Raw genomic sequence first — 14,958 nt, forward strand, 5'->3', positions numbered from 1 at the left:
CCCGGCCGGGATCGGCGTACCGATTGCCAGGCTTGGGGCTGAAAAATGCGCATATTGCTGATCGAGGACGAAGCCGGGATGGCGACCGCGCTTCGCACGGTCCTCGAGCGCGAAGGCATTGTCGTCGACCACGTCGCGAACGCGGCGGATGCGAGGGAAGCGGCACGATCGGGAACCGCCGATCTGATCCTGCTGGACCGGACGCTGCCCGACGGAGACGGGCTGGCACTGATCCCGGACATTCGCCGGGATAATCGGGGCGTTCCCATCATCGTGATTAGTGCCCGTGGAGACGTCACGGATCGGGTATCCGGTCTCGATACTGGCGCCGACGATTATCTGCCGAAGCCGTTCGCGATGGAGGAAATGCTCGCGCGGGTTCGCGCGGTCAGGCGTCGCCCCGCCAGCGTGTCGGTCCAACGTGTCCAACTCGGCAATCTTGCCTACGATCTCAACAATGACGAGGCCACGGTCGACGGCCAGCGCCTGAACCTTCCCCGGCGCGAGTTGCTCGTGCTCGCGGCGCTGATGCGGCGACGTGGCCGCACGGTTCCGCGCAGTGCCCTTGAGGACGCGGTTTACGGGTTCGACGACGAGATCCAGTCCAACACGCTCGATTCGCATGTGTCGCGACTGCGCAAACGCCTGTCCGAAGCGGGAGGTGCGGTCGAGATTCATGCGATCCGGGGCGTCGGCTATCTGCTTCGTCAAACGTCATGATCGCCACCAGGCCGAAATCGCTCAAGCGGCGACTGATCGTCCGGCTTCTCGCATTCCAGCTGGGGATTCCGTTCGTCCTCGCCATCGTTTTCGCCATTTGGCTGAGCCGCGCCGATGACGGCGGCATCCTGATGACGCCGAAATTTGCGAGCGTCGCGGCGACCGCGATCCATCGCTCCCCCGACGGCAGATTGCGCATCGAGGAAACGCGGGAACTGTCGGAAATGCGTCGAGCCGCCCCGGATTTCTGGTTCATGGCGCGCAGCGGCCGGGGTGAAATTGTCGGTACTGGCAGCGTTCCCGCTGCATATCGCGAATTTGGCCGCTATTTCGAGGCGGGAAAACCGGTTTTCTCCGACGGGGCGACGCCAAGCCGTATCCCGCTTGTGGTGCTTTGGAACATCTCGGGTCCGGCTGGCGAGTTCACGGTTTTGGGCAAAGGGGACACGTTCAGTGCCACATTCATGGTCCTGCTGTTGTCGAACCTCCTGCTGCTTCCGATCCTGGGCTTGATAACGATCGTGACGATCGCGGTTACGCCCTTCATCGTGCGCCGCGCGCTGGCCGGCCTGAGCGTGATCGCCGAGGAGGCGCAAGGCATCGACATCGACCGCCGTGGATCGCGGCTGCCGGTCTCGGACATCCCGTCAGAGGTCGTGCCGCTGGTTCTCGCTGTGAACGGCGCACTTGAGCGCCTCGATCAGGGATACGAGAGGCACCAGCGCTTCATCGCGGATGCCGCGCACGAACTGCGCACCCCGATCGCGATTCTTCAGGCCAAGATCGAGGCGGCCGACGCACCGGTCGTCGCGCACGCCTTGAGCCGCGAAGTGGCTCGGCTGGCGACGCTGACCGAACAGCTCCTGGACATCCAGCGCGCTGATCGGGGCGCGCCTATGGCGCCTGTCGATCTTGCATCGCTCGCGCGACGGGTCATCGGCGACCTCGCGCCACTGGTCATCGCCAGCGGGGGTGAACTGGCCGTGGTCGTGGTGCGGAACGGTTCCGTGCTCGGCGATGCGCCCGCCATGGAGCGCGTTCTCGCGAATCTGGTCCAGAACGCGATCGAGCACGGCGGACGCATGGTCACAATCCATGTCGATGGTTCGGTGATGGAGGTGGAGGACGACGGCCCTGGCATTCCCGAGGAGGAACGGGAGCGGGTTTTTGAGCCGTTTCATCGGCTCCGCGCGCGTCAGACCGGGGCTGGCTTGGGCCTCAGTCTGGTCCGACAGATCATGGATCGTCATCGTGGCCGCGTCGAGGCGCACGATGCGCCGAATGGCGGGACGATCATGCGGCTGGAATTCGTCAAACGATAAGCTCGGCGCTGTCTACCTCACGCATCCCTGCACATCCGGCCGAGTTGCCGATCTTCGCCGGTCTTTCCGCCGAGCATCGTGCGATGCTGGCAGGCAGCCTTCAGCGGCGCATGCTGCGTGAAGGGGACCTCGTGTTCGCCAAAGGATCTGATGCCGACGAACTCGTCGTGGTAGCGGCGGGGGTCATCGATATCTGCGAAGATGCAGGGGACGCAGCATCGGAGATACTTCGGCGCGCCGGGCCGGGCGAAGCGATCGGCGACATTGGACTGATCGCTGGCGAGGCCCGCCCCTATACCGCCCGCGCCGCGACCGCAGGGCTCCTCTTTATATTGGCCCGAGGAGACCTTCTGGCGCTGATCGATCAAGATAAACATCTTGCCGAAGAGCTCGAACGCTCAGCCTCTGAGCACCTCGCCTATCTTCGGCGCCCGGAGGAGCATGACAGCCAAACTGTCGAACGCACGCCCAACTTCATGGAGGTACTGCATCGTCATCTGCGAGATGTTGTTGGCTAGCACTATTTCGGCAGATTGAAGGAGGCAGCTTGAATCGTCTTCGATTCGTGTTTGTCAATGTAGGCTGACGGACTTACGACGATGGCGGTGGACGAGAGCCGGGACCGAGCGGTCGCCCGCGAAGTATTTCAGACGTTCGGTAAAATCCATCGCGGCTCGATCCAGGTCAGTCATTTTGAAAGCTGTCACCACTGCGGGTGAACGGCATGCGAGCCGCGCTTGGTCAAGCCACGTCGTCATATCGGACCGCAACCGCTTCTGAACCTCGCGTTGCGATAGGCGCAGCCACCGAGCGACCTCGACAGAGTAGACCGCCTCGAAATCGTTCTCACCCGAGCATTTCTCGATGTTGATCGAGACGACGACAGGACCACCATCGGTCCAGCGTGCTTGCAGCGTGTTCGGCTCTTCACCCTGGGTCAGAACAACGGAAGCATCATTGCCTTCTGTCCCCGACAAACTGGAAATGCTGACCACATGCCACGGCCCGAAGGTTTTACCCGTGGGCTGGGAGGCGCTTGCTGACACGCTCGCCAGCGCAAGACCAAGACAGGTGATCGCCCACATTGCGTGCGATCCTGAGCCAGAACCCGTCCGGTCGCAATCTACCCGATCACGCGGCTTCCTTCTCATGCTGGCCTCGCGATACCTATTCCGCTGATTCGCCGTACTCGAAAGGCAAACCATTCGCGCTTAGCGAAGCACGAGCGTCTGCATTCGTCACGGCTGCGTATTGTGTCAAACATTCAGCGAGCTGCCTGATAGAATGATCGTCAACCGGACGGAAAGCACGACGACAGTTTATGGATGTATAAATTTGATTGCTTTTTTTCGTCGGCATACGCAAAATTTTTAGGATTTCGCCACGCTCGACTATGGAGAACCTACGATCGTCGTTGCCGTCCTCGAAATTACGGCATTTCCGATACAACGTTGATGTATCGAAAACATAGGTTGTTACATCTACGCGGCAGTGCGAAACTGAAAGCGCAATAGCCCCTCCGAGAGAGTGGCCGGTAACGACGAATTCTGCGTTCGGATAACGCGAGCGCAAATCGTCGTACACGTCTAAGCCGCGGTCAATCTGACGCGGAGATAAGCTGCCGGTGCGGATGTCGCGTTGAGAGTCAGTGCCGCGATATGCAATGATAATCCTTGAAGGCTTCTCGCCATCAAAGTAGGCGTTGTACGCGAAACTGATATCATCGTTGCCATGTGGCTCGACGCGATAGCGCGGCGAAATCATGAATTCGTCCTTCCCGTAAGCATTGTTCGCCATTTGAGCGAACAGGTACGAATCATTCGAAGTCGCAAGCGTGCATGTATCTGCAATTACCCCCGGATCACATTTGGCCTTTGTGATATGAACACAAGAGGTTAGCGACAGAAATACTAATACAATGGCTACCCGACCAATTCCCATAACACTCCCCGCCCGCAATTCTGCGAATATTGTCGTCGAGACCGATGGTTCATACAAGGTCCTGGCGACGCGCTGCACGGGTTGCTTCGCGGCAGTGGAGTTGCTCGCGGTCACGCCCTTTGATATTCGACGTCCTGCGAAATCCAGACCGGCTCCCAATCGCAACGCGATCGGAGACGGAAAATGAAACTGATGACGGCCGCGATTCTGATGCTGTCCTGTGTGGCGAGCGTCGCACATGCGCGTGAGACGCAAGTTCTGTCGTTTGCCGCGCCGAGAAGTGCTTCGCCGGGCGAGGCCGAAGCGACGGCAGGTGACGCATCGCCGACGTCAACCGAATCGGAGGCGACGCCGGCAACGGTCGATGTGCCAGGTGCTAATCCGATAAACGGGGTCACGAGCTATCCGACGGATCGCCTTTCGGTCCCGGCCTGGATGCGGCGCGGGGGATCGTCGCAGGTTTTCGCAGCAATTCCGGCAGTGCGCCGGTTTCGACGACATGCGGGCCGATTATCTATCGGCCGTTGCCGGGGTTGAGCAGCGCGGTCGAGGCGCGGCGGTCAGCATATTTCTCTTCGATGGCGGCAGCGGCGTGCGAAGCCGGTGTGCCGCTCGAGCTGTATGACGCGCTGATCCTCCAGGAGAGCCAATATCGACCGTTTGTGGTGAGTCCGAAGGGTGCGGCAGGGATGTCGCAACTGATGCCGCAAACGGCGCGCGATCTGCACGTGTCGAACGTGTGGGACGCGGCTGAGAATTTGCGCGCGGGCGCGCGCTATCTCAGGGCGCAGATCGATGCGTTCGCGCGCTACGATTCGGCGCTTGGTGCGTATAATGCCGGGCCGCAGCGCATCCGCGAATATCGCGGGCTACCGCCTTTTCGAGAGACGCAGGCGTATGTTGCGCGGATCTTGAGCAGGCCGCGTCTTCACCTCGCGTTGCGCAATGGGTCCGGGTTCGGCACGGTTAGCAAGGTCACGATCGCATCGGCTCCACGCCTGATCTCGGCGGTGAGCAGCTTTTGATCTGTGAGGAGGTGGCCTTACGCGTCCGAGATAAATCATGTGTCTATCGGGCTAGCTGGTGTTTCCCTATTGATGTCAACGGCACTGTAATTTTGCTCGAAACGGGGTTCTTCCGCAATCTCGGTGCAGGCATCAGGCCATGACGCGGGCGCGGAAAAGGTCGAGCCCTGCTCGGCCGTACATTTGACGCTTGATGAGTTTGAGCTTGTTGATCCCACCCTCGATCGCTGAGCGATAACCCGCGCATCAGCCTGCCAGTAGTGGCAGCCTGATCATCCTCGGCCCCTGCTGAGGATTGGTGTTCCTTCACCAGCCACGGGCACTACCCAGGTCGGGTACCTGGGGCCGCTATCGGATGCTTACTCTGAGTCCCGACTTGCATTGCATGCTGACCGTATTACTCTGCTCATTGCGCCACGAGGGTGGCGCCGAGGCTTGAGACCCTCGCTTGATGCCAGTCACCGCTGCGCTTCGCTCGGCCGGGTGGCCCACGCACATGTCCAGGCCGCTTGCGGCTAAAAGCGTGGGCACATGTTCAAGCATGGTCTCAACTCCCGGCTCAACCGGGAACGCCTCGCAGCGTTGCGGAGCGTCTATGCTGATGCGGCTTGGTGCATCTTGGTCGGATCACGCCGACCGCAAATCGGCCGTTCATCGATGCCGGTGAGCTTCGACATGCTCGTTGATGAGGCGCTGAACCGGGTGGCGGAAGGCGATCCTCTGCCGCCGCTCGATGATCGGCGGCCCGCGTCCGGGCTTGCGTTGGAGAAGCTGTATCGCGCCCAGCGATCCGGGCTCTTGCGCTTCTTCGCGAGCCGGGCGGACCGGCAGGACGCCAATGATCTGCTGCACGACGCCTTCGTCCGGCTGGCGAGCGCGGATCAACGCCGCGTCGAACCCATCGATCGACCCGAGGCCTTCCTCTCGCAAGTTGCGACGAACCTCCTGCGCGACCGCGCACGGGCAGCGTTCGATCGATCGGTGATATCGTCGACGCAGGTCAACGATCAGGTTCCGCCGGTCACCGACATGGTCGCCGCGCTCGAAGCCCGGGACATGTTAAATCGGCTACAAACCGCTATGCTGCGCCTGAAACCAAAGACACGTGAGATCTTCATGGCGCACCGACTCGACGGAGCAACCTACGCGGATATCGCGGAGCGAATGGGCTTGAGCGTCAAGACGGTCGAATGGCATATGTCCAACGCCATTTCGCACCTGCATCGCGCCCGAAAGGGGCCGCGGTGATCCGGTCCAGGCAGGCGGCACCACTCGAACGCACCGAGCGAGAGGCGCTGGAGTGGTTCAAACGCATCCATTCGGACGCAACCGACAAGTACCGCGCCGCTTTCGAAGATTGGTACGCGGCGGATTCGCGTCATGCCGACGCCTATGACGATGTTCTGAGAACCTGGGACGAAACCGCCCGGATCGCGCAGACCCCCGTCGGGCAGGGGCGGCGGCCATTCTTCGCGTCCGTGTCCAGAACGGATCGCTGGCGATATGCGCGCTTGGCGCTGGTTGGCGCGCTCCTCCTCGCGATGATCGGGGTTGGTGCGCACCAGTTTGGCGGTTCCGGGCTGCCGCTTATTCCTGCGGCTTATGCAAGCAGCGTCGGTCAGATCCAGACGCTGCGGCTGCCCGATGGAACCCGGCTTACGCTCGACACCGACAGCGCGATTCGTCTCGCCTTCAGCGAGAGCGAGCGGCGCGTGTTTCTCGAGCGCGGACGCGCCCGCTTTGAGGTCGAACCGGGCGGGCACCGCGCTTTCGTCGTAGCGGCCGGACCGACGATCGTCACCGCGACCGGCACGACCTTCGATGTCGATCTTTCCCGCGGCGACGTGGTCGTTTCTCCGCTTCGTGGTGTGCTTCAGGTCGGGAGCAGCACGGCCGCTGCGCCGTTGCAGCCGGTGCTGCTCATGGCGGGGCAAATGGCCTCGGTATCAAACAATGTCCTTCGCCGCGGTCGGATTGCGGCGTCTGATACGCAATGGCCCTCCGGCATGTTGACCTTTGAGAATGCGCCGCTCGCCGATGTTCTGGCGCGGGCCAATCGCTACGCCGCCGCCAGGATTGTGCTTGCCGACGATGAGGGGCTTGGCACGCTTCGCTTTACCGGGACCTTCCAGGCAACCGACACCGCTACCTTGGCCAAGCTGCTGGCGACGACGTTCAAACTTGTCCTGACGAAGAACGCTGAGAACAGGTGGCGCCTTTCCCGCGCGTGACTGGTGACATTTCCCTGAAATAAATTCCCAGGGTTTTGCGCGCCTCGGGCGTCAACCCCCGCGAACGGTGGCGTTTTTGCGCATCGTCAAGGGGACGTCGAGATGGGGAAGTTTCGGGTTACGGCGATTCTAGCGGCAGCGTCGGTCGGGTTCTACGCTGCGACGGGCACGTCACCAGCGTTTGCACGAAGCGCCGATCACCAAGTCTATCGTCTTCCGGCCCAGCCGCTCGCGGAAACCTTACGGGCCATCTCGGTGGCGTCCGGACGCGCAATCGTCGCGCCTGCGGAGCTGCTGTCCGATACGTCGGGTGCGGCGGTCGAGGGCGCGTTCAAGACGCGGGATGCCATCGCCGCCGCGCTCGCGGGATCGGGGTTGCGCAGCCGAGCGGTCGCAGGCGGCTTCGTCATCGAATCCGACGCGCAAACCGAAGACCAGGATGTCGTGGTGACGGGTAGCCGAATTCGGGGTGGTACGGTTGCCTCTCCCGTCATCACCCGCACGGCTACTGATTTTCGCGATCAGGGCAAATACGATCTCGGCGACGCCGTTCGCAGCATTCCGCAGAATTTTGGTGGCGGCCAAAATCCAGGCGTGGGCATCAACGTGCCCGCCAATAGCGGGTTCGATGTCGGCGGCGGGTCGTCGATCAATCTGCGGGGTCTCGGCAGCGACGCGACGCTGACGCTGCTTGACGGTCATCGCTTGGCGTTCTCGGCTTCATCGCAAAGCATCGATGTGTCGGCGATCCCGCTCGGTGCGGTCGAGCGGCTCGACATCGTGCCCGACGGCGCCTCCGCGCTCTACGGCTCCGATGCCGTCGCGGGCGTCGCCAACATCATCCTGCGCAAGCGTTTAGACGGGGCTTTGATCGGCACCCGAATTGCAGGTGCGACCGACGGCGGTGACTTCCAGCAACAATATTGGGCGACCGCCGGCACGCACTGGACCGGCGGCTCGATCACCGGCTCGTACGAATATGGCAGCAACAGCGAAATCCGCTCCGATCAACGCTCTTATGCGGCGAGCAAGCGTCCGGGCCTAACCCTGTTTCCGGCACTTCGGCATCACAGTGCGATCCTCGTCGGTGAGCAGGCGCTGAGCGATACGCTGACCTTCGACATCGATGCGCTCTATCACATCCATTGGAGCGACACGATCTTTCCGACCGTCGCCAACGGCGACCTCAAGCTCGGTCGGGCCGCGACGGCATTGAAGGATCAGTCCTACGCGATCGCGCCCTCCTTCAAGCTGGCATTGCCCGGCAACTGGCGGATCAGCCTCTCCGGTGTGATCGGTCAGGAGCGAGTCGATTATGCTCAGACCTCCTGTGCGCTCGCCGCTTGCTCGGTTACCGGCAGGGGTTTCTACCGCAACACCGAGCGCGCCGCCGAACTCGGCGGTGACGGGTCGCTGTTCACGCTTCCAGGCGGAGATGCGCGCATCGCAATTGGAGCCGGCTACCGCACGATCGGTTTCGAGCGGTTCGCCCTCAACGGCGCGACGGTCAATGCGAAGCACGTCCAGGACAGCTATTATGCCTATGGCGAGCTCGACGTGCCGATCATCGGGCCGGCGCAAGGCTTGCCGATGGTCGATCGGATTACCGCTACCGGTGCGGTTCGTTATGAACGCTACCCTGGTATCGGTGCGGTCGCCACGCCGAAGTTCGGGGTGGTCTACGCGCCAACCCCCGATTTCGACATCAAGGGCAGCTGGGGCCAATCGTTCCGCGCACCGACGCTGTACCAGCAATATCAACCCCGCAACGTCGTCGTCTTTCCGCCGACCTATGCTGGCGGAACCGGGTATCCGGCTGGGTCGGCTATTCTGCTCGTGATCGGCGGCAACCCGGCGCTCAAGCCAGAGCGGGCGACGACCTGGTCGGCAACGCTGGCTTTCCATCCGCGCGCACTTGCGGGAAGCCGGCTCGAGTTCAGCTATTTCAATGTCGATTACAGCAACCGGATCGTCGCGCCGATCTCGTTCCTGTCGCAAGGGTTGGTCAACCCGATCTATGCGGATCAGATCACGCGCGCGCCGAGCGCGGCGGTGCAAGCTGCGATCATCGCCGGTGCGGGCACGTTCCTCAATGCCAGCGGCGTACCGTACAATCCTGCGAATATCATCGCGATCGTCGACAACGGTAACGTCAATGCCGGGCACCAGACCGCACGAGGGCTGGATATCCTCGCTGAATACCGCAGCAAAGTGGCGCAAGATCAGAGCCTCAAGGTGTCGCTCGACGTCAGCTATCTCGACAGTGCGCGACAGATCAGCACCACTCAACCGGTCATTCCGCTTGCCGGACGAATCTTCAGTCCGCCGCATTGGCGCGGGCAGGGGAGCATTGCCTGGACGGCAGGCGATATGACGCTCGCATCGACGATCAACTACGCTGGCGGTGTCCTTGATGCGCGCACCGTCACACCGGTCGCGGTCGAGGGTCTCACCAGCGTCGATGTCTCCGCGACCTACCACATCGCGACCGGCCCCGCGGTGCTGCGCGGCATCGATGTCAGCGTATCGGTCGCCAATCTGTTCAACGCCCAACCCAGCGTGATCGCAACCAGTTCGCAGACCGACACTCCCTACGACTCGACCAACTACTCGCCGGTCGGGCGCCTGATCAGTCTTTCGATCAGCAAGAGGATCTGAGCGATGCGGCATTTTCTGAAAGCCATATTGATGGCGGTGACGATGGCTGGCTTGCCAAACCAAGCCAAGGCCGCGTGTGACACCCTGTTGACGCAGCCTCCGGCGAAGAGTGCCGCCAAGCGCGCCGTGACGGTGCGCGACCTTATCGAGCTTCGCGACATTGGCGACGGGGAAGCGTCGAATTTCGGACAGCATCCGCGTCTGGCGCTTTCTCCCGATCGCCGCAGGATCGCCTTCTCGCTCGTCCGGGCCGACCTCGCGACCAACGGTCACTGTCTTGGCATGTTCGTCATGGATTTGGTCCCCGGCGCACGACCACATGCGCTCGATCAGGGCGGCGAGTTGATTCCGGCGCTCACCGTCCTGCGCGGCTATTCCGTGCCGACCGGCGAGCACAAGGCGATCATCCCGGTTTGGTCACCGGACGGACGCGCGCTTGCCTATCTTCGCCGCGACGGCGGAGTAACTCAGCTCTGGGTCGCGCCGGTCGATCACGGCACCGCCCGGGCCGTCACCCATTCGACGTCGGATATCTCGGCCTTTCAGTGGAGCGCGGACGGCCAGCACCTGTTCTATGCGACGCAGCCCGGCATTCCTGCCGCACAAGCAGCGGTCGCCATCGAGGGCAAATCGGGCTGGCATTACGATGCACGGGTCCAGCCGCAGATTGGCGCTCGGCCGTTGATCGCGGGCGACCTGCCGCGCGCGATCTTCACCGTTACGCTTGCGGATGGCAGTGTTCATCCCGCCAGCGCATCGCAAGCGGCTACGTTTCCGGCCGCTGCCGACAATGGGCTCGCAATTGCCGCACCGGCGATCGGCAAGGACGGCTGGCGCGCGATCGCCGAGCGCCAGGGGACCTCCTTGCTGGCACCGCTTGCGCTGACGGTGATCGATCCGGCCGGCAGAAAACAGCCCTGTCATGCCGACTGGTGCTCGGGCGGCATCACCGGGATGTGGTGGAGCAGCGATAGCGCAGCGCTATACGTTCTGCGTCGTGAAGGGCCGAACAAGGCCTTCATGGTGCTCTATCGCGTCGTGCCCGGACACGCGCCGACCAAGATCTTCACATCGGCAGACGACATCCAGGATTGCGCGATTGCGCAGATCGGTCTTGTCTGCACGCGCGAGAACGCGACGACGCCGCGCCGGGTCGCGGTCTTCGATCTCGTGCACGGCCACGCTCGCGACCTGTTCGATCCCAATCCCGACTTTGCCAACATTGCATTGGGAAAGGTGCGGCGCCTGTTCGCCCGCAACACGCTCGGGCTCGACAGCTGGGCCGATCTCGTCCTGCCGCCGCACTACACTCCGGGAACCCGGCTCCCGCTCGTGATCGTGCAATATCATAGCGATGGTTTCCTGCGCGGCGGCACTGGCGATGAGTATCCGATCCATCTGTTCGCGGCGCGCGGGTTTGCAGTCCTGAGTTTCGAAATCCCGCCCCGCGTCGCGACCGCTTATCCCAACGCCAAATCGGCGTTCGAGCTCAACGCCATCACGTTCAAGGACTGGGGCGAGCGCCGCAGCCTGCTCTCCTCGCTCCTTGCCGAAATCGATGCGGCGATCGCCACCGGCACAGTGGATCCAACGCGTATCGGCATTTCCGGACTGAGTGACGGTGCATCGACCGTGGAGTTCGCCATGATCAACAGTCACCGCTTCGCCGCGGCAGCGGTCAGCAGTTGCTGCTACGAACCTCGGTCGATGCTCGTGAATTCGGGTCCGGCGTTTTCGGAGTATCTGCGCAAGATGGGTTTTCCCGGCATCACCCGTGACGATCCTGATTTCTGGCGACCGAACTCGTTCGTCGTCAGCGGCGCCACGACCGACACGCCGTTGCTGATGCAGTTGGCGGACAGCGAATATATCGGCGCGCTCGAGACCTACCAGGCGCTGACCGAATACAAGAAGCCGGTCGACGTCTTTGTCTTCCCGGACGAATTCCACGTCAAACGCCAGCCCGAACACCGCGCTGCGATCTACGCGCGCAACCTCGACTGGTTCGCTTTCTGGCTGCAAGACACGGTCGATCCCGATCCGTCCAAGGCAGCGCAATATGCGCGCTGGCAAGCGATGCGACAGGCACGTGGAGTGGCCGGGGCGAGTCAAGACCAGTGACGCGTCCAAGCTTCGACATCGCCGAGCCGGAGTAGTCTCGTGAAATCGTAGCTGCGCGCCGGAGCGTGATCGTCGAGGGAGACTCGCACCGCCTCGACATCGATCAGACCGCTTTGGGCAAGGTAGCCATCCAGCAGCATCGCCCGAAACTGCGCTCGGTAGCGTTCGATAAGGGTCGTCGCGAAATGGTTGGGCAGCGCCTTGGAACGGCGGTTGATCGTCTCGGCGGGCAGATCGGCCGCGAAGGCGGCGCGCGCCGCTGCCCGGTTGAGGCCCGGCGCAAACCACAGCGCGCTCGGGATGCGCAGGCACGCTTCCGCAACCGGTTGCGACATTAGCGGTGAGACCCGCAGCGGTCCCTCAGGCGGATAGGAGGATTCAACCAGCGCCTGCGCCACTGCCAGCAACCAGATATGCACGGCTTTTCCAGGCAGAGCGTCACTGGGGGTTGTCAGCCAGGGATGATCGAGCTGAGCGCGGGCCATGCTCGCGGCGTCCGCACTCAGCAGCGATGTGTCGATCGGCGGGCTGACCCCGCGCGGACGAAACCAGGCTCGGCGGATCGCATGTGCAAGCACCTTTGGCACACTGGTCTCGGCAAGGTCCGCCAGCGATACTGCCGTCGACCAGAGCTTTTTCCCGAAATCGGCAGTGAGCAGGCTGTCTGCGACGGCGGCGACCGAGCGATGCGAACAGAAGAGATTATCGCCGCCGCCGCCATCGACGATGACGCGCGCACCGTGCGATGCCGCCGCAGCGGCGATGCCGTGTTCGACTGCCTGGAAAAAGCTCCGGCTCGCTGGACGCGGTAGCGATGCGGCGGAAGACGCCGTGATATCGACCGACCCGGCGTCGAGGGTGCGTTCCTCAAGCGCGACACCGCAGTGCCGCGCGACGAGTCGGGCGTAATCGCGCTCGTCGCCGGCGGCATCCCCCGGAAACAAGGTGATGCTCTGCGCCGTGACGGGGAGGGCCGCAACGGCTGCCGTCACGATCGACGAGTCGAGACCGCCGGAAAGCATGACGAGCACGGGATCGTGCCCGGAGACGGCAGCGCTGACCGCGCAACGTATCGCCTCGCGGAGCGCGCGGTGTGCGGTCGCTGGATCATAGACTGGGTGGCGGGCAAACGGCCAAGGCGACCACAGCGCGCTCAAGACCCATGTTCCGGTGCGCGCGAGATCGTGGCGCGTGCCGCCACGGACCTCGTCAACACCGACAAGGCAGGTCTCTGCCGTCATCAGATCGCCGCGCCCAAGGCTGCGCGCGACCGCGCCGCGATCGATCGTGATGTTCCGGCGGCTGACGTGTCGCAGCAACGCCGCGTCGGAGGCGATCAGCCAGAGGTCGCCGTCGAATAGGTGCAGGCAGCCAAGATCGCCGAACGGCGCACGCACGATCGCGAGGTGATCAGGGTCCGGCGCGAGCAGCGCGACATAGTCTCCCCAAAAGTTTCGTGCGAGCTCGAGGCCCGCGCTGACGGCAATCGCGTGCTGCTCCTCAGCGCTGAGCGGGATTCGTGGCGTGGCTGAACCGCGATCATGGAACGTGCCAAGGATCACGCCGGTGGTGTGGGCGTGAATCGGCAGCGCTGGGTCTGCCACGATCAGCAGGGCTGCATCATCATAGCAGCATCGCAGCGCGTGATCGGCGAGCAGGGCGTCCAGACGCGGCCGGTCGTGATCGAGGAGGCCGCCCGGTCGGTAGAGCGCGAGATAGCGCTTGCGCATCAGACCACCAGGATCGGCGTATAGCTGCGGACGCGATCGACTCGGTCGTTGATCAGCAGCGATCCGCTCTGAACCCAGCAATGCGCGGCAAACGGGCCGGTCATGACGCCGATCACGAGCTGCGCCCAAAGACCCCGCGCCGATATCATGCGCATCACCGCCAGTGACTGCGCGAGACAGCGATCATGCGTCGAGACCAGATGGCCGGCCCGCGCGAAAGCCGCTGCGATGTGCGACAGCGCTGCCTCGTCCGTGCTCGCCGCACCCGTGCGGTCAGCAACCGCAGCTGCGAGGTTCACGCGCAGCGGGCGGCGTTTCAGGCGTCGGACGCTGGCAACCGCCGACGCTATCGCCAGCAGTGTCATCGTTCGGCTCGCGTTCTGACCGTGCCGGTCGAGAAAACTTGAGACCGGAACCGGCGGCGGCGCGCAGGGCGCGACGGTGTGGTCCGAAGCGCTCATTACCTCAAGGAGGCCGCGCCGCGCGAGGGCTTCGACACGCGCAAGCGCGTCGGCGTCCAGTTGTTTTTGAGCGATCAATCGTCGCAAGGCACGCTCGCTCTCATTTTCGAGTGCGAAATACCGGTCGGTCACGACGTCGAGGAAGAGCAGGCGACCGGCAACCTCGCAAAACGAAACGCCCGCGCGCAATCCATAAGGCACCGCCATGTGAAACGGCGCGCGGCTCGCGCCGCGCGCCATCCCTTCAGTCGTCGGAGAGGCCAGCGACGACTTCGCCGCTGATGAAGTCGATCAGGACCCCCTGGCCGCCGAGCGTCACGCTGCTGGCTGAGCCCAGATCGATCACGTCGGACTGGATTTCGGTGTCGCGTTCCATGTCACGTCTCCTCATGTCGCTGCCGGGTTTGGCAGCACCGAGAAGGCTAAGAGCGGTGCCAGGCTATCCAAAGTTTATACCGTGAATATATCGGGAATGTTGTCCCATCTGGTCGGCGCTGACTTGGATGCTCGCCCGCAGCGGCGACGGGGCGTGGCAGGATCACGGGCCATCGGTGTGTGGTACACGACAATTTGCGCAGCAAAGCGGCGCGCGGCTTCCACCGCGCGCCACCCCGTCATTCGTCGGTGAGACCGGCGGTCTTGTCGCCGCTGATCATGTCGAGCAGCACGCCCTGACCGCCGAGCGTCACGGCGCTCGCCATGCCGAGATCGATCACGTCCGACGTCGCTTCGGTTTCGCGTTCCATATC

General features: G+C 63.1%; 15 protein-coding genes. 9 read left to right on the plus strand and 6 right to left on the minus strand.

The annotated features are described in order from the left end of the window. Positions 1-54 precede the first annotated feature (54 nt). Genes BLS81_RS09135 through BLS81_RS09145 form a run of 3 tightly spaced genes read left to right on the plus strand, consistent with a single transcriptional unit; the run spans position 55 to position 2,560 of the window. Positions 55-720, plus strand: coding sequence for a response regulator transcription factor (locus BLS81_RS09135; protein WP_218123115.1), 666 nt, complete (start codon positions 55-57; stop codon positions 718-720). After that, positions 717-2,042 (plus strand): sensor histidine kinase, encoded by a 1,326-nt coding sequence (locus BLS81_RS09140; RefSeq protein WP_218123116.1) that lies wholly within the window; start codon positions 717-719, stop codon positions 2,040-2,042. Before BLS81_RS09135 ends, BLS81_RS09140 begins: the two co-directional genes overlap by 4 nt. 44 nt (positions 2,043-2,086) lie before the next feature. Continuing rightward, entirely contained in the window at positions 2,087-2,560 is a 474-nt protein-coding gene (locus BLS81_RS09145) for a Crp/Fnr family transcriptional regulator (RefSeq protein ID WP_143023335.1), read from the plus strand. Between the two features lie 54 nt (positions 2,561-2,614). Here BLS81_RS09145 and BLS81_RS09150 read toward each other — a convergent pair whose 3' ends face one another. Together BLS81_RS09150 and BLS81_RS20745 are read right to left on the minus strand one after the other, a co-directional pair. Further along, positions 2,615-3,127, minus strand: coding sequence for a hypothetical protein (locus BLS81_RS09150; protein WP_093223262.1), 513 nt, complete (start codon positions 3,125-3,127; stop codon positions 2,615-2,617). 82 nt (positions 3,128-3,209) lie between these two features. Then, positions 3,210-3,839 carry a lipase family protein gene (locus tag BLS81_RS20745; protein ID WP_176787103.1) on the minus strand — a complete coding sequence of 210 codons (630 nt, stop codon included), beginning with the start codon at positions 3,837-3,839 and terminating at the stop codon, positions 3,210-3,212. Positions 3,840-4,166: 327 nt separating this feature from the next. Here BLS81_RS20745 and BLS81_RS20750 point away from each other — a divergent pair, with 327 nt between their 5' ends. The 6 genes from BLS81_RS20750 to BLS81_RS09180 all read left to right on the plus strand — a co-directional run bounded on the left by BLS81_RS20750 (position 4,167) and on the right by BLS81_RS09180 (position 12,018). Further along, positions 4,167-4,520: a hypothetical protein gene (locus BLS81_RS20750; protein ID WP_176787104.1), complete on the plus strand. Its 354-nt coding sequence runs from the start codon at positions 4,167-4,169 to the stop codon at positions 4,518-4,520. After that, positions 4,508-5,008 carry a lytic transglycosylase domain-containing protein gene (locus tag BLS81_RS09160; RefSeq protein ID WP_256326157.1) on the plus strand — a complete coding sequence of 167 codons (501 nt, stop codon included), beginning with the start codon at positions 4,508-4,510 and terminating at the stop codon, positions 5,006-5,008. The genes BLS81_RS20750 and BLS81_RS09160 overlap by 13 nt, the downstream gene beginning before the upstream one ends. A gap of 531 nt (positions 5,009-5,539) precedes the next feature. After that, on the plus strand, positions 5,540-6,256 hold the full coding sequence (locus BLS81_RS09165; protein WP_256326158.1) for an RNA polymerase sigma factor: 717 nt from the start codon (positions 5,540-5,542) through the stop codon (positions 6,254-6,256). Next, positions 6,253-7,239, plus strand: a complete 987-nt coding sequence (locus BLS81_RS09170; RefSeq protein WP_176787105.1) for a FecR family protein — start codon at positions 6,253-6,255, stop codon at positions 7,237-7,239. Before BLS81_RS09165 ends, BLS81_RS09170 begins: the two co-directional genes overlap by 4 nt. Positions 7,240-7,494: 255 nt before the next feature. Beyond that, positions 7,495-9,897 (plus strand): TonB-dependent receptor plug domain-containing protein, encoded by a 2,403-nt coding sequence (locus BLS81_RS09175; protein ID WP_176787106.1) that lies wholly within the window; start codon positions 7,495-7,497, stop codon positions 9,895-9,897. Positions 9,898-9,900: 3 nt separating this feature from the next. Further along, the gene (locus BLS81_RS09180) at positions 9,901-12,018 is read left to right on the plus strand and encodes an Atxe2 family lasso peptide isopeptidase (RefSeq protein WP_093223270.1); all 2,118 of its coding nucleotides are present in this window, start codon (positions 9,901-9,903) and stop codon (positions 12,016-12,018) included. Here the strand turns inward: BLS81_RS09180 and BLS81_RS09185 are convergent. From BLS81_RS09185 to BLS81_RS20410, 4 genes are all read right to left on the minus strand, one after another. Further along, complete coding sequence (locus tag BLS81_RS09185; RefSeq protein WP_093223271.1) at positions 12,006-13,748, minus strand: asparagine synthase-related protein; 1,743 nt, start codon at positions 13,746-13,748, stop codon at positions 12,006-12,008. The two genes, BLS81_RS09180 and BLS81_RS09185, sit on opposite strands and share 13 nt — an antisense overlap. Beyond that, positions 13,748-14,449, minus strand: coding sequence for a lasso peptide biosynthesis B2 protein (locus tag BLS81_RS09190; protein ID WP_093223272.1), 702 nt, complete (start codon positions 14,447-14,449; stop codon positions 13,748-13,750). Before BLS81_RS09190 ends, BLS81_RS09185 begins: the two co-directional genes overlap by 1 nt. 4 nt (positions 14,450-14,453) lie before the next feature. Next, the gene (locus BLS81_RS20405; RefSeq protein WP_176787107.1) at positions 14,454-14,585 is read right to left on the minus strand and encodes a benenodin family lasso peptide; all 132 of its coding nucleotides are present in this window, start codon (positions 14,583-14,585) and stop codon (positions 14,454-14,456) included. A 238-nt stretch (positions 14,586-14,823) separates the two neighbouring features. Beyond that, the gene (locus tag BLS81_RS20410) at positions 14,824-14,955 is read right to left on the minus strand and encodes a benenodin family lasso peptide (RefSeq protein WP_143023338.1); all 132 of its coding nucleotides are present in this window, start codon (positions 14,953-14,955) and stop codon (positions 14,824-14,826) included. Positions 14,956-14,958 lie beyond the last annotated feature (3 nt).

The organism is Sphingomonas sp. NFR15, assembly GCF_900103265.1.
Taxonomy (GTDB): domain Bacteria; phylum Pseudomonadota; class Alphaproteobacteria; order Sphingomonadales; family Sphingomonadaceae; genus Sphingomonas; species Sphingomonas pollutisoli.